Source organism: Paenibacillus sp. UNC496MF (genome assembly GCF_900113915.1).
GTDB lineage: Bacteria > Bacillota > Bacilli > Paenibacillales > Paenibacillaceae > Paenibacillus_Z > Paenibacillus_Z artemisiicola.
This window is the reverse complement of sequence record NZ_FORE01000008.1, coordinates 20,200-37,851: the sequence shown is the minus strand read 5'-3', so window position 1 is coordinate 37,851 and position 17,652 is coordinate 20,200. Positions and strand designations below refer to the sequence as shown.

Below are 17,652 nucleotides of genomic sequence, written 5' to 3'. Positions count from 1 at the left end.
CCCTATCTCTCGCCTTCGTAGTACACAAACCGGTTCGACGCTTTCATGAGCACGAAGGTCACCAGCGCGATGACGGCGAACAGGAAGATGGACTGCGACATCGCCATGCTGAACTTCAGATCCGTGAAGGACGACTTGTAGATGTTGTAGACGAAGGTGTACGACGCGTAATTCGGTCCGCCCTTGGAGAGCAGCAGCGCCTCCGTGAACATCTGAAAGTTGTACATCGTCTGGATGATCACGACGAACAGAATCGACGGGCTGATCATCGGAAGCGTGATGGCGAAGAACCGGCGCAGCCTGCCCGCCCCGTCGATCTCGGCGGCTTCGTACAGATGGCCCGGCACGTTCTTCAGCGCCGCCAGGAAGATCAGCACGCCGCTGCCGGATATCCAGACCTGCAGCAGAATGATGACCGGCTTGATCGTGTGCTCGCCGCCCAACCAATCGGTCTTGCCGATGCCGAGCAGGCCGAGGCCGGCGTTCAGAATGCCGAATTCCGAGTTGAACACGAGCCGCCAGATGATGACCGTCGCCACGATCGGCACGAGCGTCGGCAAGTAGTAGAACGTGCGGAACACGGCGATGCCCTTGACGTTGAGATTCAGCAGCAGCGCCAGCAACAGCATGCCCGCCGTCACGACCGGCACGCCGATCGCCACGAAATAAAGCGTGTTGAACAAACTCTTCATGAAGATCGCGTCGCCGGCCATATGTACGAAATTAGCGAAGCCGACGAAACGGTAGTCGACCGCGCCCGGCAGCCTCGCGTCCGTGAACGCGTAGAAGAAGGACGTCCCGAACGGAATCAGGAAAAAGGCGATGAAGCCGACGATCCAAGGCATAATGAACAAGAAAAACAACAGCGTGTCGTATCTCCTCAGGCGATTCATCCCGAACACCCCTTACTTGGCTAGCTCCTCCAAATACACGTACCGCTCTTCCGCGATGGATTTCTCCGCCGCCAGGGCGATCAGCAGCGCGCTGCGCCCCACCTCCCCGGACGCGAACGGCCGCTCGCCTTCCGCGATGCAGCGGACGAATTCGATGCGCTGGGTCTGTCCGCCCGTGTGGCCGCCCAGAATCGAATCCGAGGTCACGTCCATGTCCAGACGTTCTCTTGTAGAATCGGCCCCGCCCGCGATGTCGATGACCTTGTCGTTCCTCGCGACCATCTGTCCGCCGTTATCGCCGATGAGGCCGATCTCGAGCCCTTCGCCCATCAGGTTCTTCGGCTTCAAGTACATGCACAGGCCGAGATTCGCCTTGCTCCCGTTGTCGTAATCGATGGTGATGAAGGCGTGGTCGACGATCGACGTATCGACGATCGTCTTCGCCGGGTAGTGGGTGTACGAGTTGGTGATGAGATTCCGCTCGCCCCGCTTCATGACGTGCTGCCCTCCGGAGGCGAAGACGCGGACGGGATTCGCTCCGATCATCCAATTGAAAATATCGAAATGATGGCAATCCTTCTCGACGATGGCGCCGCCCGACTTGTCCTTATCGTAGAACCAGTCCGCCGGCGGGAACGGATCGCGGAACTCCTTGCACCACATCAGCTTCACGCCGCCCAGCCGGCCGTTCCCCACTTCCTTCGCCATGCGGCGGTATAAGTTCGAGTACCGGTAGACGAGGCCGATCTGCAGGACCTGTTCGTGCTTGGCCGCCGCCTCGAGGATCGCGTCGCAATCCGCGAGCGTATGGGCCACGGGCTTCTCCAGGAAGACGTGCTTGCCGGCCTCCAGGAACGCGACCGCCACTTCCCGGTGCTTGTAGTTCGGCACGCTGACGACGACCGCGTCGAGGTCGTCCTTATCCAGCAGCTCGCGGTAGTCCGCGCAAACGGCCGGTCGGCCGTGCTTCAGCTCGGCCAGCGTGCGGGCCACGTTCGCTTCGTTCATGTCGCAGATATACTTGACCTCGACGCCGTCCAACAGATCGAAGCCGATGCAATGATGCGAGCCCATGTCGCCGACGCCGATGAATCCCATTCGTAACTTTCCCATTCGCGCACACTCCGTTGTCTCGTATTTGCGGCAATTCGCCTTCAATGTCAGTTAATATAACACAGGTAAGGACTTGATAAGATCTTAATGCAATTTTAGGATAATGTCAACCGTTTTTGGCTAAAATATATCGCGATATTTGCCGCAAATATAATGAAAACAACGCATTTCCGCAATTTAGACGCGAAAACGCTACTATTCCAGTTTATTCGGCAATGTATACGGTTACGCGCGTCTATGATTTCGAAGCGCAAATATATGTATCATTTGCGCAAACGGAGGATATGTTATTGCCTTGTCAGGTATAATTGCCGCAAAGCACATCCCATGTCGAAAAGGCGCTTCGGATGGCCGGCAGCCGGCCCCGAAGCGCCTTTCGCGCGCCGCGCCCAAGACCGGAAGCGGCCCCGCGCGCAGGCGAACACGACGAAACGGACGGAGGCATGCCTCCGCCCGTTCCGCTTACCTATGATATGGCCGCGCGCGGCGGTCGCCCTCCCGGCGAATCCGCGCCCGCGCCTGCAAGACGGTCAGCGCCGCACGGCTGCCCACTCGCCGGACGCGGAGGCGGACGCGATCTCGGCCTCGATGATCCGGATCGTCTCCTGCGTGCTCCGCGGCGTCGCGGCGGCGAGCGCCCGCCCCGCGATCAGCGTTTCCGCGAAATATTTCAGCTCGAAATAGTAGCCCTGATCTTCGGGGAGCTCGGCGTCGTACCCGGCTCCCGCGTTCGGGTTGACCCGCACGGCGCCGCCCCGGAAGAGCAGATTGCCGCCTTCGAAATTCACCCGGTAGCTCATCTCGAAGCCGAAATCGCCCTGCAGCGTCCAGTCGACCTGCGCGTTCACGACTTTGCCGTCGCCGTACCGGTAGTTCGTCGACACGATGTCGTATCCCGAACCCGGGATGACGTTCAGCGCCTGGCAGGAGACCGCGTCGGGCACGCCGAACAGCCAGTTCACGACGTCGGTATCGTGCACGTGCATGTCGAGCAGGGCGCCGCCGCTCTTGTCCCGCTCCAGCAGCCACGGTCCCCACGTCGGCGTGCCGCTGCCCCGGAAGAACGACGCGCTCGTCACGCGCCCGAACGGCTTCCGGTCCACGATGTCCTTCAAGTATTCGTACGCCGGCCAGAAGCGGAGACATTGGCCGATCATCAGCTGCTTGCCGCTCGCCTCGGCGGCTTGGATCATCGCCTCGCAATCCGCCGCGCTCGGCGCCATCGGCTTCTCGCACAGCACGTGAAGGCCCGCTTCCAGGCACCGAACGGCCGTATCCTTGTGCAGGTACGTCGGCAGCGCGATGTCCACCGCGTCCAGCCGTTCCTCGCGCAGCATCTCCTCCACGGAGCCGTACTTGCGGAACCGGCCGAAATCCGCCGCCTCGCCGGAAGACGTGTCGATGTTCCCGCCCGTGGCGCGCCCTTCCAGCTTGTCCGGATCGATGTCGCAAATCGCGGTCACGCGAATCGGCACGCCCTCCTTTTCCAGGCGCAAATAGTTGTCCAAATGCGTTCTGCCCATGAAGCCGAGGCCGATTAATCCGATGTTCAGCATGCGGTCTAGCTCCTTCCCAAAATCGCGCTCATCGAGGCGGACGTATTATAAATGATTTGCTTGGCGTGGTGCGTATACGGCGGGATCATCTCGCCGATCACGTAGCCGTCGTACCCGATCTCTTCCAAGGCGCGTACGACTTCCGGATAGTTCACGTCCCCGGCGAGCAGGTCGACGAACCCGGACAGCCCGCCGCTTTCGCGCCGGTAATCCTTGAAATGCACCTTCTTGATCCGCGGCCCCAGAATGCGGATCCAATGCTCCGGGTAGCCGGCGTACACGACGTTGCCCACGTCGAAGTACGCGCCGACGTGCGCGGATCCCGCCGAATCGATGAACTGCCGCATCTCGAGCGGGGACAGCAGGAACTTGTTCCATACGTTCTCGATCCCGATGGACACGCCCGCCGCTTCCGCCGAGCCCGCCAGCTCCGTCACCGCCTCGAGCGCGTACTCGTAAGCGCGGTCGTACGGCACCACTTCGCTGCCCGGAATAAAATCGACGCCGACCGCCCCGGGAATGACCAGAATCGTATCCACGCCGAGGATGGCCGCGGCCTCCAGCTGCCTCTTGGCGATATCCTTCGCCTTCTCCCGCGTCTCCCGCTTCGCGCTCGTCATCGAATAGCTCCAATAGAGGCCGCTCGCCAGGCTCGTCAGCGCGATGCCGGCGTCCTCCGCCTGCTTGCGCACGTCCTCGATCTCCCGATTGCCGCTCGCCAAGCTGAGCGGCCCCGTCTCGTCCAGCGACAGCTCGATCCCTTCGAAGCCGGCGTCCTTGGCGATCGCCATGCACTCGGCAATCGTCGCGCCTTCCCCGAACGACCATACGTTGATGCCTTTTTTCATCGTCCTGCTCCCTTCCGTTCCGTCTTGACTCTCATTATAGGAAAGCGGCGGCGGGCTGGATTTAGCCATTCGGCCGGATTATTTGCACCGCGTCCGGTTAGCGCGCTATGGTAAAATGAGAAGAAGACAAACGGAAGACAACCCCGCCGGACGAAAGGATGACGCGCCATGGAATTCACTTCGGTCGCGCTGCAACAATCGATCACGATCGCGAAGCTGTATTCCTTTCACTATTTCGAATATGCCAAGGGCTACGTCTTCGAGGGCGAAGCGCATGATTTTTGGGAGCTGCTGTACGTCGACAAGGGCGAGGTCGAGGTCCGCGCCGACGACCGGACCGTCCAGCTCTCGGAAGGGGAGATGATCTTCCACAAGCCCGGGGAGTTCCATACGGTCCGGGTCGCGGAGCGGCACAAGCCGCCGAACCTCGTCGTCATCTCGTTCGCATGCCCGTCGGACGCCATGGCCGGATTCGAGGAGCGGGTCACGGACCTCGGCAAGCGGGAACGGGAGCTGCTGGCGCTCGTCCTGAAGGAGGGCTTCGGCGCGTTCGCCCCGCCCTTCGACGACCCGCTCTTCCATCGGCTGACGCCGCGCCCCGATGCCCCGTTCGGCGGGCAGCAGCTGATGAAGTCGTATCTGGAAACGCTGCTGATCCTGCTGCTGCGCGGGGAGACGGCGCCGGAGCCGGACGCGCTCAAGCCGACCTATACCCAGAAAGACAACGCCGACCAGCAGCTGCTGGAACGCGTCGTCGCCTACATGAAGGAGCATCTGGCCGACCATCTGACCCTCGACCGGCTGTGCCGGGCCGCGCACGTGGGCAGGACCCGGTTGAAGGAGCTCTTCCAATCCCGCGTCGGCACGGGCGCGATGGAGTTCTTCAAGCAGCTGCGCATCGCGGAGGCGAAAACCTTGATTCGCGAGAAGCAGTACAACCTGACGGAGATCGCGGCCCAGCTGGGGTACGGCAGTCTTCATTATTTCTCGCGCGACTTCAAGCGAGCGACCGGCATGTCGCCTTCGGAATACGCGCGCTCCGTCAAGGCGCGGTCGGAAGGCTGAACGGAGCGCCGTCTTGGCGATCGCGGCTGGCCTATACATCCGAGGAGGCCGAGCCCGCCGGCGATTCGGTCGTCGCATCTCCCGGACGTAAAAAAAGGAACCGGCGACGACGCCGGCTCCTTTTCGAGCGATTCGACTTACTGCTGCTGCCGGATGAGGAAAGCGGCGTCCCGAAGCAGACATGCCGCCGCCTCGTTTGATATATGCTTCCCGCTCTGCGCGCTCACCTCGTTTACGAAGCTGTCCAAGTTCCCCTTCTCAAGCTTCTTCGACAAACTGTTCGCGATACCGCCGTTGTCGATCGATCCGTCCGCCCTGAATCCGTCCACCAGGGCGCGCAAGGAATCGATCGTTGCCGTCGTTTGGAAATGAACCGTCAGCGTACCGGCATTCCCCGCATTGTCGCTTGCCTCCGCAACCAAGACGTGGGTTCCGAGCGCCAGCCCGCTCAGCTCCACCGTTTCACCGGACTGAAGCCGCGCGCCGTCCAGCGTCACGACCGTTTTGCTCGCGTCCACGCCGGAAACCGCATCCGAGACGACGATTTCCGGTTTGATCGTTTGGTCGTCCGTGAACGCTTCTCCATCATGAACCGAAGCGGTCACGGCCGGCGCCGTCATATCCAATTGGATAAGGCTTTCTTTGGCCGCTTCGAGATTGCCCGCGGCATCGGTCGAGCGGTAACGGATCGTGGTCGACGCGTCTTCGTGAAGCGCGATCGGCCCGTCATAAGGCAGCCAGGTCGCCCCTCCGTCAACGCTGTATTCCGTTTGTGCGACGCCCGACCTATCGTCCGAAGCGGTCAACTGCAGCTCGACAGGGTGCACATACCAGCCGTTCTGCCCGTCCGGTTCGGAAGGAACCGCCGTCATATCCGTTACGGGGGCCGTCTTGTCGGCCGGAGTCGCCTGCAGCGACGACTCGGACGACAGGATCAAGTCGCCGAACTTCAGCGGATCCTTGCCGCTCGAGATGCCGTCCATGTAGGCCAGCCAGCCTTCGCGGCCGCCGCCGTCGTTGTCGTTCACGAGCACCGAGATGCCGAGATCGGTCAAATCCGCCGTCGCCGGCTTGCGGGCGTCGGTCAGCAGGCTGCTCCACGGGAACGCGATCACGTAATTCGTCAGGTGATGCGCTTCGTCGCGGGTGAATTTGTACGGGATGTCATCCACATTGCCGGTCGTGACCGGTCCCCAGGTCTCGACGCCGAGCGCGGATACGCCCGTCGCCGCGTTCAGCGACGCGATGAAGCGCGGGTGGCTGTCGCTCGAGGCCGTGCGGCCCGGGCGTTCCGGGTCGAACGACACCTGCAGGCTGTCCGAGCCCCACGAGTCGTAGACGTTGTCGGACGCCATGCTGTGCACGTCGTCGGTCACTTGAACGGCCAGATAGAGATAATCGTCGTCCCACTTCACGTATTGGTCGGCCGACCGGTCGCTTGCGCTGTACGGTTTGCCGTCGGTCGACGTCGATTGCCCCTCGCCCAGATGAATGGCCTGCGAACCGGCCCATTGATCGGGATCGATCGCGCCGTTCACGGCGATCGGATGCTCCGGATCGACCCGCGTCGCCGTCAAGTCGGTGATGTCCTTCGCGAAGGTACGGTCGTAGCCGTCCGCGTTCGTGACGCGGAACGCGAAGTGCGTGCGGCTGTCAGGCGACAGCATCGAAGCCGGAATCGTCACGTATTGCGTCGCGCCGCCGGCGATGTCGCCGAAGCCGTAGCTGGCCGCGACGGCTGCCGGTTCTTCAACCTGCACGGTGCCGCCGGCAATGCTGCCGGAATCGTTCTTGTTGGTCAGCGCGACTTTGACGTCCCAGCCGGTCTTATCCGCGTTTTGCGCCGGATAGATCTCCACGCCGAGCGAATCGTCCGTGTTTTTCGTTTGCACGGTCATCGTCTTGTAGGGCGTGCCGTTCGAGCCGACCGGCGTGATTTTCAGCTCGTAGACGTACTTCGCGTAATTGTCCGGGACGTGCAGCACCAGCGTGTCTTTCGACGCGCCCGCCGCGAACGTGCCGCCGGCGACGACCGTCCAGCCTTCCGGCATGTCGACCTGATAGGTGCCGCTCAGCGCTTTCGCGCCGTCGGTCACGCGATGGATGTCCACGCTCAGGTCTTCGCCCGGCGTGACGTTCACCGGACTGAAGGCCGCCGTATCGAAAACGACGTCCGAGCTGCTTTGCGGATGCTCGTATACGCGCACCCAGTCGATGTACATGTCGGATTGGTCGCCGTAGCGCTCGAAGCCGTAGCCCGGCGGGAACGCGTCGCTCTGGGTCATGGCGTTGTTGATCAGGAAGTAGCTTCCCTTGCGCCACGAGAGCGGCAGCGTCTTCTGCTTATACACCTCTTTGTTGTCGAAGTAGTACGTCGTGTAGTCTTCTTGGATCAGCACGCCGTACGTATGGAAGCCCATCGAAATGTTGCCGGCGTCGCTGCCGACCAGATCGACCGTGTTGACGGCCTTGCCGCCGCCGTCGAGGTTGTCGTAGCCCCACGGATGGGTCGCGATCGAGTAGCCCGAGACGTTCGGCGGGTACGCTTCGATGATGTCGAGCTCGTCGGTCGCCTCGTCGTTCACCCCGGTCAGCGTCCAGAATGCCGGCCATTGATTCGGGTTGGCGCCGACGAAGAAGCGCGCTTCGAAATATTGGTCCGCGTAGCCTTTCGTGCGGAAGCCGACGCCGTCGTCGCCCACGGAGCTCAGGAAGCCCGTCGTGTAATGGCGCTGGTAACCGTCTACGCTTGACGGAAGCGGGTCCTCGTAATACGTCGTCTTGATCTTCAAGTAATCCTCGACCTGCCGGAACGGATCGTACGCGCCGCCGCGGTCCGCGAACAAGGCGTTTCCGTAATCCTTATAGTCCGGCTTGTGCGAGGCGTAGGTCGTGCGGTTGCCTTGGCCGTCCTTCCCCGTCTTGGAGATCGTCGGCATCGTCTTGTAATCGTCCTGGAACGTCACGTCCATGTCCAAGCCGGCCAATTGCGCCGGCATCGGCGCGTTGTCCAGGCCCATGTTCCAATCGGCGCCGCCCGCGTTGTAGAACTGGAAGTAGTCTTCGATGGCCGTCGTGCCGTCCGCCTTCGTCGCCGTCACCTTCACGGCGACCGGGCCGTGCGGGAATTGATCGGCATCGAACGCGATCGAGCCCTTGCCGTCGGCGTCCAGCGTCACGTCGCCGAGCTTGACGATATACCCGGAGGCGTCCGCGTGCTGGGCGTCCGGCTGATGCAGCATGTAGGCCGCCGCCTTGGCGTAGCCGCCCTTCGCGCTGAAGTTCAGCGTCGTCTCGCCGTCGATGTCGGCGCGGTACGCCGGCGACTGCAGCGTCACCAGATTCGGCAGCGCGATCTTCGGCGCCACGACGGAGACCGTCTGCGCCGCGTACTTGACGCCGTCCGCGATCGGCGCGATTTTGATTTGGCCGTTCGGCAGCGCGTAGTCGGCCGGGACGCTGACGACGATCGTGTCGCTCGCGCTTCCGGCCGTGAAGCTGCCGCCGGACACGACGGACCAGTCCTCGTCCGGGAACGTCACTTCGTACGTGCCGGCCAGCTCCTGCGCCAACTCGTCGCGGGCAATGGTAATGCTGGCGTTCTCGCCCTGCACGACGTCGACCGATGCCGGCGCGGCGAAGCCCGGAACGGCCGCGCTCGGGTCGTGCACGTATTCGAAGCCGGAGATGACGACGGCTTCCCGCCCGCTCTCGCTCTTGACCTTCAGCTCGAGCTTATGCTCGCCGCCGCGCAGGCCGGTCTTCTCGAACACCTTCGCGTTGTTCGTCTCCGCGTCGCTTCTGGAATCGATCGTCGACTGGAACGCGCCGTCCAGATAGACGTCCAGCAGGCCGCCCTTGCTGTAGGTGCGCATGAACACCGACACGGCGGTGCCGTCGAACGTGAACGCGGTCACGTCGCCGTTATTGCCGGCGTTGTCGTACATCCAACCCCAGGAATCGTTCCACCAGCCGCCGGTCGTCGTGAAATACGCCTTGCCTTGGGTCGACGGATCGAAGTTCGTCCACGGACCGCTGGTCGGAGCCGGGGCCGTTCCGTCCGTCTTGCCGACGTACGGGTACGTCGACGAATCGACGCGGATCGTCTGGACTTCGTTCGACTTCACGTAATCGTACTCGAAGCCTTCCAGCACGATGGAGCCGCCGGGCTTCGTGACGACCAGCTTGAGCGTATGATTCCCGGCCGGAAGGCCGCTCTTGCTGAATACGCGGCGCTTGCCGCTGCTGCCGTTCGTGTCGACCGAGCCTTGCTTGACGTCGTCGATGTACACGTCGAACGAGCTGCCGCCGTCGATATAGCGGGCATACAGCCCGACGGCGTCGCCTTCGAAGGCGAACGTCAGGTCTTGGTTCGTGCCGGCCGTGATGTACATCCACGCCCAGCTGTCTTTCCACCAGTTGCCGTTGAACGCGAAGTAATCGTTCGGCTGCGAACTGTGATCGAACGACGTCCACGCGCCGTCCGTCCCGCCCGTGGACGTCACGTACGGATACGTCGCCGAATCGACGGTGCGGATCTCGCCGCTGCCCGTGATCGGCGGCGCTTCCGGCGCATCCGGCGCCTGCACGGTCACCTTGATCGGCGGATACGTGCCGTCGCTGATCGTCGGCGTAATTATGATTTTACCGTCCTTGCTCGCGTAATTCGCCGGCACCTTGAATTGAAGGGTGTCCGTGTAGTGGTTGGTCGAGAACGACTGGCTCGTCGCCGTCTGCCATTCGCCGCCCGCCTTTACTTGCCAGCCGCTCGTCGGGAACGTCAGCTCATACGTGCCGAAGCGCGTGCCCGCCGCGCCGTTGCGGCTGATGTTCACGGCGATTTCGTCGCCCCCGCCTGCCTTGAAGAACGTATCCTCGCTCCAGAACTTCGGCATGTTCGGATCCTCGAAATGACGGAATTCGAAGCCGGCGATCCGCAAGTACCGCGTGACCGAACTGTTCGCGCCCGTGATTTTGAGCGTATGGTCGCCGTCCGCGAGCCCGCTCTTCTCGAAGATTCGAACGGTCTGATCGGCCGGGGCGTTCGTGTCGATATGCTGCTGCAGCTGGCCGTCCAAGTAAATGTCGCCTTCGCCGCACTCGCTGCACTTCGTCATGTCGAGCCCGATCGTCGTGCCGTTGAACTTGAACTCCATGGCGGTCGACGCGTTCTCGTTCACGTACATCCAGCTCCAGCCGTCCCGCCACCAGCCGCCGTCGATGAAATTGAAATACGTCTCGGAATTCGTGCCCGGATCGTAAGAAGCCCACGATCCTTGATCGCCCCCGGTCGTATTGCGGTACGGGTACGTCGTCGCGTCGACGCGGATCAGTTCGCCTTCCGCCCCCGTCGCCGTCGCGCTGACGACGATCGGCGCGTAGGACGTATCGTCGCTTGCCACCGGCGTAATCGTAATGTTGGACGTCTCGGTGTAGTCGCCCGGCACGAGGAACGTCAGCGTGTCGTTTGCCGAGCCCGCCGCGAACGCGGCGTTGTACGTGCCGTTCATGTCGACGAACTGGCCGCCGCTCATGATTTTCCAGCCGTTCGGCGCATCGACATGGTACGCGCCCGACAGCGCGGCCGCCGCGTCGTTGCGGCTCACGTTGACGCGCACGACGTCGCCGGAGAGCGCCTTCACGGACGCATCGCTCTCGAACCGCACCGCGTCCGGCGCGTCCTGGTACACGCGGACCCAGTCGACGTACGTGTCGCTTTCGTTGCCGTAGCGCGTGAAGCCGCCCGGCACGTCGAAGTTCTCGAACGGATCCGCCGCGTTGCCGTCGATGCCGTAATGATCGGACACCGCCGCGTTCAGGATGAAATAATTGCCGTACTGCCAGCTGAACGGCAGCGTTTTATGACGCGTGACTTCGATGTTGTCGCAGTAGTAGTACGTCCAGTCCTTCGTGACGTACACGCCGAGCGTATGGAAGCCCATCGCCAGGTTGATGTTGTTGAACGCCGGGGTATCGAGGTCGACCTTGTAGCCGCCGCCGAGCTTGCTGGCGTCGTAGTCCGCCGCCGCCGGCTTGTCGTAGCCCCACGGATGCCACGCGATCTGATAGCCCTGCGGCGTCCCCATATAGCCTTCGAGGATGTCGAGCTCGTCGCTCGGCTGGTTCGCCAGGTCCGGATTCTGGACGTAGCCGTTGGCCGTCAGCGTCCAGAACGCCGGCCACATGCCCGGGTTCGGCCCGAAGAACATGCGCGCCTCGAAATATTGGTTCCGGCCGCCCTCCGTATGGAAGCCGCCGCCCGCCTGGTTCATGGAGGACAGGTAGCCGGTGCTGACCTTCTGCTTCCAATAATCGTTGCGGACGTAGCCCGTCGGGTGGTACGTCGTCGTCAGCTGCATGAATTCGTTGTCGGCGATCGAGAACGGATTGTACGCGCCGTCGTAATCCTCGAACGCCGCCCAGCCGAACATGCCGCCGCGCGCTTCGTCGACCTTCGCCGACGCGTATGTAGCGCCGATGCCGGACTTGTTGATCGTCGGCATTGTCTTGAAGTCGTCCGTATAGACGACGTCCATGCCGCTCGTGACCGGGTTGGCCGGGGCGTTGTCCAGCCCGTTCCGCCACTGCACGCCGGCCTTGTTGTTCAGCTGCAGGTAGGCGTTGTCGAGCTCGGTGCCGTTCTGGAACACCTGAATGCGCACGGAAATCGGGCCGTACGGGTACTCGGACGCCGGGAAGTCCACGCTTCCGTGCCCGTCCGCGAGCGTGACTTCGCCGACCAGCTCCTTCGTGCCGTTGGCGGTATTGTTCAAGTCGCCCGGCTGTTTCTGCGAATAGACCTTCGCGGTCGTGCCGAGCTTATTGTAGAATTCGATCGTGACGGTATCCTCCGTGATGTCCGAGCGATACGCCGGCGAGAGGACCGACGTGATCCGATCGGCGTCGCTGTCCGCAGCCTGAACCGATCGTGGAAAGCCGAAGCCGACAAAAGCCGATATAAGCATGGAAAACGTGAGCAATAACGCCATGGACCGGCGATTCCGGCTCCATCCGCGCTTGTTTCTCATTTCATTACCTCCCTGCATCCATCGTTGTCCTTGTCTTGCGTCATGCGTCTTTCCCCTCTGTCTGACACGGTGCCAGTTCCGCCCGTTCGCATTCGGGCGCCCTAACCGGAAACCTCCCCCTTCGCGACTGAATCGGACAGCTTCCGCGCATGTCCTCCATCATTATAAAGAAAACCTGAAAGCACTTACATATGGTAATCCTCCAAAATCTATGGTAAAACTACCGATTCCCCGGGCTCTGCCGCGGTTTGGCGGCGTGTCACTGACACGGCTCTCGCGGAATAGCCCGGCCCGCTTCCGGACATGATAGAGCAGGTTCGGCAGAATGGGGCGGGAGGAGGATGCGGCATGGCAAAACCGGATAACCGCGCGGATAACGAGGTTCATCTGCAGCAGCATATCGAGCATACGCAAGCGAACATGCGCGAAGCGGAGAGCTACCTGGATGAACACGCCGGCGAAATCAGCGCGGACGAGAAGCGAATCATCGAAGCCAAGAACGAGCGGCGCAAGGAAAGCCTGAGCGATTTCGAGGCGGAAAAGCAGGACGAGGCGGGCCGATAATCGCTTTCCTATCCAGGACGGCAAAAAAAGGCGACCAACGATAACGATAGCGTTGGTCGCCTTTCTTTATACCGCGTTCCAATCCTTACCTTGCATACCGCCGCTGCCGCAGCGCTTCGTACAGCAGCACCGTTGACGCCATCGCGACGTTCAGCGACTCCGACCGGCCGTGCATCGGAATGATCATGCGCGTGTCCACCATGGCGAGCGCCTCGTCCGACAAGCCGGTGGATTCGCTGCCGAGCAGCAGCCAGGTCGGCCCCCGCCAGTCGTAGCTATAGCACGTCGCGGTCGCCTGCAGGCTCGTGCCGACCAGATGAATCCCGCGCGTCTTGGCTTCCGGCAGCAGCTCGGCCAAGTCGCCTTCCACCACGGGCAGATGAAACAGCGAGCCCATCGTCGAGCGCACCGTCTTCGGGTTATACAGATCGACGCTCCCGCGGCCGAGCACGACCGCGTCCGCGCCGACGGCGTCCGCGCTGCGGATGATCGTGCCCGCGTTGCCGGGATCGCGCACGCCATCAAGGACGACGACGAGCGAGTCCGGACGGTAGAGCGCCGAAGCGTCGGCGCGGGGCTTGGCCACGATGCCGAAGACGGGCGGCGGCGAATCCGTGCCGGTGCACTTCGCCATGATCGCCGGCGTCGCTTCGATCAGCTCGCAGCCGGCCTGTCCGAGCGGCGCCCGGAGCTCGGTGGGCACGCCGCGTTCGGCGTCGATGACGATCGTCTCCACGTCCGCTCCCGCCTGCAGCGCCTCCAGCACGAGATGAACGCCTTCGATCAGGAAACGCCCGCTCCGGTCCCGATGCTTCTTGTCCAGCAAGGCGGCCATCGCTTTCACTTTTTCGTTTTGCAGCGACGTAATGCTTGTCGTTCGATTCATTGAATTCCGCACGTTCCCCTCAGCCTTCCGCATACGAAATCTCGAGTTCGGCCACGTCCTCGGTCCGGCCGACGATGACGAGCACGTCCCCCGCCCGAATGGCGTCCTCCGCCGACGGCGCGACGTTCATTTCCGTCCCGCGCTTGATGGCGAGGACGTTGCAGTTGTAACGAGCCCGGATCTCGAGCTGCAGCAAATTGAGGCCGACCATGAAGTCCGGTGCTTTCATTTCCACGATGCCGTAATCGCTGGACAGCTCGATGTATTCCAAGACGTTCGGCGACAGGAGGTGATGCGCGACCCGCAGCCCCATGTCCCGTTCGGGGAACACGACCTTGTCCGCGCCGATTTTGTTCAGCACCTTGCCGTGCAGCTCGTTTTGGGCTTTCACGATGACCTTCGCCACGCCGAGCTCCTTCAGGATGATGGTCGTCAGGATGCTCGCCTGGATATCCTCGCCGATGGCGACGACCACGACGTCGAAATTGCGGAGCCCGAGCGCCCGCAGCGCTTCCTCGTCCGTCGTGTCGACCGAGACCGCGTGGGTCACCCAGCTCGACACCTCCTGGATCTTCTGCTCGCTGACGTCGATGGCCAGCACCTCGAAGCCCAGCTCGGACAGCTCGTGCGCCACGCTGGACCCGAATCTCCCCATGCCGATGACGGCGTATTGCTTCTTCGCCAATCCGCAACCCTCCCGCGCGCGATGTAAAGTTAACTTATTATAACATACCTGCCGGCGATAACCGAATGGCGGGCCGCGTCAGTCCGGCATGAATTGCACGCGCGAAGGAGATATTAAACGGGAATTCAAGTGATGGAGGGATAGGCTTGAACAATCTTGATTTGCGGCAGGCTATCGTGCAACGCGTGCAAAACAAATCCGGCGCGGAATTGACCGACGTGATCGAAAGCTCCATCAACAGCGACGAACGGGCGCTTCCCGGCCTCGGCGTGTTGTTCGAAATGATCTGGCAAAACAGCAAGGCGCCGGAGCAAAACCGGATGGTGGAGCTGCTGTACAACCACCTGAACCGGGCGACCGGGGCGAACCCGAGTCCGAGCTGACGGCGGACGCCGCGAGCGTTCGGTTTGGCTTGCTTACAAGGTGCCCGGCCCCGGCGGGTTTCATGTGCGGCGCGATTAGAAGCGCCGCTGCCGAGCGCCGATAACGATAACAGCCTGCCCCGTTGTAGGGGCAGGCTGTTTAGTTGCCGCGAAGCCGGCGAGCCGGCAGGTATCCCGCCTATCGTCGCGCTGCCGTCAGACCGTCGTCGAGCCCTCCAGCGCCGGCATCGCTTCGGGACGCTCGCAGGTGCTTTCCATGACGTAGTGCTTGCCGTCGCGGGACGCGTCGTGGAAGCCGTGCATCGCTTCGAGCACGTGGAACGCCATCGCGCCGTTCGCCCGGTGCGGGCCGCCTTCGCGGATCGCGCGCGCCATGTCGGCGACGCCGATGCCGCGGTTGTTGTCCGTGTTGCCGTGGGTGAGCGCGATCTCTTCCCACTCGCCGCCCACTCGGCGCAGCTTCACGGTGCCGCCGAACATGTTCGGGTCCGGCACGAGCAGGGAGCCCGCGCTGCCGTGGACTTCGATGTTCGGCAGCGACGTGCCGGCCTTCGCGTCGAAGCTCGTGATCAGCGTGCCGACGGCGCCGCTCGCGAAGTCGAGGACGCCCGCGATGTGCGTCGGCGTCTCCACCTTCATCACTTTGCCGTGCTTCTTCTCGCTCGTGATCGTCCGCTCCGGGTACGAGATGACGGCCGAGCCCGTCACGCGCCGGATCGGTCCCAGCAGCGTGATGAACGCGGTGAGATAGTACGGCCCCATATCGAACATCGGGCCGCCGCCGACTTCATAAAAAAATTCCGGATCCGGGTGCCAGCCTTCCGGCCCGCCGCCCATCATGAAGCCGGATACCGAGATCGGCTGCCCGATCGCGCCGTCGTCGATCAGCTTGCGGCAGGTCTGGATGCCGCCGCCGAGGAACGTCTCCGGCGCGCTCGCGACGCGAAGCCCTTTCGCCTTCGCCAGCTCCAGCACCTTGCGGCCTTCCTCGCGGGTCACGGCGAGCGGCTTCTCGACGTAGACGTGCTTGCCCGCTTCCAGCGCCTGCAGGCAGACCGTGGCGTGCGCCTTCGGGAAGGTCAGGTTGACGACGATCTCGATCTCGGGATCGGACATCAGCTCGTCGACCGTGTACGCCTTGGCCAGGCCGAATTCCTCGGCCCGCATCTTCGCGCGCTCCAGGTCGATATCGGCGGCCGCGACAAGGTCGATTTCGGGATATTTTTTAAGATTCGCAAAGTAAATCTGGCTGATGTTGCCGCAGCCGACAACGCCTACTTTCACTGGCTTCATTCGTCGCATGCTCCCTTTTTTTGCCGCTCCGGACGAGGTGGTCGCCGTTGCCGGCGCGGCCTTATCGTGTTGGTTCGCGGTTCAACCTGCTGTTCCGTGACGCTGCGCTTCTTCCGTTCCGCTTTGCGCGGCTGCCGGTCGCGGCCCGGTACGCGTAACAGCCCGCCATGACGGACGGGCTGTCTTCCTTCGGTCTTCCTTCGTCATCGTCGCCGCATGCGCGGCGCCGGCCGTCAGTTGGACTGCTTCTCCAGCGCCGGCATCGGCTCCGGACGCGAGCACGTGCTTTCCATGACGTAATGCTTGCCGTCGCGGGACGCGTCGTGAATGCCGTGCATGGCCTCGAGCACGTGGTACGCCATCTCGCCGTTCGCGCGGTGCGGGCCGCCTTCGCGGATCGCGCGCGCCATATCGGCGACGCCGATGCCGCGGTTATTGTCCGTATATCCGTGCGTCAGCTCGATCTCCTCCCAGTCGCCGCCCGCCCGGCGCAGCTTGACAGTACCGCCAAAGCCGTTCGGATCCGGCACGAGGAGCGAGCCGGCGCTGCCGTGCACCTCGATGTTCGGCAGGGACGTGCCCCCTTTGGCGTCGAAGCTCGTGATCAGCGTGGCGATCAGGCCGTTCTCGAAATCCAGCACGCCGCTGATGTTCGTCGGCGTCTCGACGACGATCGTTTTGCCGCGCTTCTTCTCGCTCGTGATCGTCCGCTCCGGATACGAGATCCGCGCGGAGCCCGTCACGCGTTCGATCGGGCCGAACAGCGTCACGAACGCCGTCAAGTAGTACGGCCCCATGTCGAACATCGGGCCGCCGCCGATTTCGTAGTAGAACTCCGGATCCGGGTGCCAGCTCTCGTGGCCGCCGCCGATCATGAAGCCCGTCGCCGATACCGGCTGGCCGATCGCGCCGTCGTCGATCAGCTTGCGGCAGGTTTGAATGCCGCCGCCGAGGAACGTTTCCGGCGCGCTCGCGACGCGGAGGCCTTTGGCGGCCGCCAGCTCCAGCACCTGCTTGCCTTCCTCTCGCGTCACGACGATCGGCTTCTCGACGTAGACGTGCTTGCCCGCTTCGAGCGCCTGCAGGCAGACGGAGGCGTGCGCCTTCGGAATCGTCAGGTTGACGACGATTTCGATCTCGGGATCCGCGAGCAGCTGCTCGACCGTATACGCGTTCGGCACGCCGTATTCCGCCGCGCGCTCCTTCGCGCGCTCGATGTCGATGTCGGCCGCCGCGACGAGCTCGACCTCGGGATATTTCTTCAAATTCGCGAAATAAATCCGGCTGATGTTGCCGCAGCCGATAATGCCGACTTTAACTGGCTTCATGGGTAATATG

Annotated in this window: 11 protein-coding genes and 1 pseudogene; 3 read left to right on the top strand and 9 right to left on the bottom strand. The window is 62.7% G+C overall.

Annotated elements, in window-relative coordinates:
- Positions 1 to 2 precede the first annotated feature (2 nt).
- The 4 genes from BMZ79_RS14130 to BMZ79_RS14115 all read right to left on the bottom strand — a co-directional run bounded on the left by BMZ79_RS14130 (position 3) and on the right by BMZ79_RS14115 (position 4,410).
- Complete coding sequence (locus tag BMZ79_RS14130) at positions 3 to 893, bottom strand: carbohydrate ABC transporter permease (RefSeq protein ID WP_090641103.1); 891 nt, start codon at positions 891 to 893, stop codon at positions 3 to 5.
- Positions 894 to 905: 12 nt separating this feature from the next.
- Positions 906 to 2,006 carry a Gfo/Idh/MocA family protein gene (locus BMZ79_RS14125; protein ID WP_090641101.1) on the bottom strand — a complete coding sequence of 367 codons (1,101 nt, stop codon included), beginning with the start codon at positions 2,004 to 2,006 and terminating at the stop codon, positions 906 to 908.
- Positions 2,007 to 2,536: 530 nt separating this feature from the next.
- Complete coding sequence (locus BMZ79_RS14120; protein WP_090641099.1) at positions 2,537 to 3,562, bottom strand: Gfo/Idh/MocA family protein; 1,026 nt, start codon at positions 3,560 to 3,562, stop codon at positions 2,537 to 2,539.
- A gap of 5 nt (positions 3,563 to 3,567) precedes the next feature.
- A complete protein-coding gene (locus BMZ79_RS14115) occupies positions 3,568 to 4,410 on the bottom strand; it encodes a sugar phosphate isomerase/epimerase family protein (protein ID WP_090641097.1) in 843 nt (280 codons plus the stop codon).
- Positions 4,411 to 4,578: 168 nt separating this feature from the next.
- Here BMZ79_RS14115 and BMZ79_RS14110 point away from each other — a divergent pair, with 168 nt between their 5' ends.
- Positions 4,579 to 5,475: a helix-turn-helix domain-containing protein gene (locus tag BMZ79_RS14110; protein ID WP_090641095.1), complete on the top strand. Its 897-nt coding sequence runs from the start codon at positions 4,579 to 4,581 to the stop codon at positions 5,473 to 5,475.
- A 137-nt stretch (positions 5,476 to 5,612) separates the two neighbouring features.
- On the opposite strand, the gene BMZ79_RS14105 is transcribed toward BMZ79_RS14110, so the two are convergent.
- Entirely contained in the window at positions 5,613 to 12,503 is a 6,891-nt protein-coding gene (locus tag BMZ79_RS14105; protein WP_177222145.1) for an OmpL47-type beta-barrel domain-containing protein, read from the bottom strand.
- Positions 12,504 to 12,851: 348 nt separating this feature from the next.
- Here BMZ79_RS14105 and BMZ79_RS14100 point away from each other — a divergent pair, with 348 nt between their 5' ends.
- The gene (locus tag BMZ79_RS14100; RefSeq protein WP_090641091.1) at positions 12,852 to 13,067 is read left to right on the top strand and encodes a hypothetical protein; all 216 of its coding nucleotides are present in this window, start codon (positions 12,852 to 12,854) and stop codon (positions 13,065 to 13,067) included.
- Positions 13,068 to 13,152: 85 nt separating this feature from the next.
- Here the strand turns inward: BMZ79_RS14100 and BMZ79_RS14095 are convergent, their stop codons facing one another.
- Both BMZ79_RS14095 and BMZ79_RS14090 read right to left on the bottom strand, forming a co-directional pair.
- Positions 13,153 to 13,953 carry a TrmH family RNA methyltransferase gene (locus BMZ79_RS14095; protein WP_090641089.1) on the bottom strand — a complete coding sequence of 267 codons (801 nt, stop codon included), beginning with the start codon at positions 13,951 to 13,953 and terminating at the stop codon, positions 13,153 to 13,155.
- Between the two features lie 19 nt (positions 13,954 to 13,972).
- A pseudogene (locus tag BMZ79_RS14090) lies at positions 13,973 to 14,650 on the bottom strand (TrkA family potassium uptake protein); the annotation flags it as partial.
- Positions 14,651 to 14,784: 134 nt separating this feature from the next.
- On the opposite strand from BMZ79_RS14090, the gene sspI reads away from it, so the two are divergent.
- On the top strand, positions 14,785 to 15,021 hold the full coding sequence (gene sspI / locus BMZ79_RS14085) for a small acid-soluble spore protein SspI (RefSeq protein WP_090641085.1): 237 nt from the start codon (positions 14,785 to 14,787) through the stop codon (positions 15,019 to 15,021).
- A gap of 195 nt (positions 15,022 to 15,216) precedes the next feature.
- On the opposite strand, the gene BMZ79_RS14080 is transcribed toward sspI, so the two are convergent.
- Together BMZ79_RS14080 and BMZ79_RS14075 are read right to left on the bottom strand one after the other, a co-directional pair.
- Positions 15,217 to 16,314: a Gfo/Idh/MocA family protein gene (locus BMZ79_RS14080; protein WP_090641083.1), complete on the bottom strand. Its 1,098-nt coding sequence runs from the start codon at positions 16,312 to 16,314 to the stop codon at positions 15,217 to 15,219.
- 233 nt (positions 16,315 to 16,547) lie between these two features.
- A complete protein-coding gene (locus BMZ79_RS14075) occupies positions 16,548 to 17,642 on the bottom strand; it encodes a Gfo/Idh/MocA family protein (RefSeq protein ID WP_090641081.1) in 1,095 nt (364 codons plus the stop codon).
- Between the last annotated feature and the right edge of the window lie 10 nt (positions 17,643 to 17,652).

Coding starts and splice junctions, on each gene's coding strand:
- BMZ79_RS14110 (WP_090641095.1), top strand. CDS start 4,579: ATGGAATTCACTTCGGTCGCGCTGCAACAATCGATCACGATCGCGAAG.
- BMZ79_RS14075 (WP_090641081.1), bottom strand. CDS start 17,642: ATGAAGCCAGTTAAAGTCGGCATTATCGGCTGCGGCAACATCAGCCGG.
- BMZ79_RS14120 (WP_090641099.1), bottom strand. CDS start 3,562: ATGCTGAACATCGGATTAATCGGCCTCGGCTTCATGGGCAGAACGCAT.
- BMZ79_RS14125 (WP_090641101.1), bottom strand. CDS start 2,006: ATGGGAAAGTTACGAATGGGATTCATCGGCGTCGGCGACATGGGCTCG.
- BMZ79_RS14105 (WP_177222145.1), bottom strand. CDS start 12,503: ATGAGAAACAAGCGCGGATGGAGCCGGAATCGCCGGTCCATGGCGTTA.
- BMZ79_RS14115 (WP_090641097.1), bottom strand. CDS start 4,410: ATGAAAAAAGGCATCAACGTATGGTCGTTCGGGGAAGGCGCGACGATT.
- BMZ79_RS14095 (WP_090641089.1), bottom strand. CDS start 13,953: ATGAATCGAACGACAAGCATTACGTCGCTGCAAAACGAAAAAGTGAAA.
- BMZ79_RS14080 (WP_090641083.1), bottom strand. CDS start 16,314: ATGAAGCCAGTGAAAGTAGGCGTTGTCGGCTGCGGCAACATCAGCCAG.
- BMZ79_RS14130 (WP_090641103.1), bottom strand. CDS start 893: ATGAATCGCCTGAGGAGATACGACACGCTGTTGTTTTTCTTGTTCATT.
- BMZ79_RS14100 (WP_090641091.1), top strand. CDS start 12,852: ATGGCAAAACCGGATAACCGCGCGGATAACGAGGTTCATCTGCAGCAG.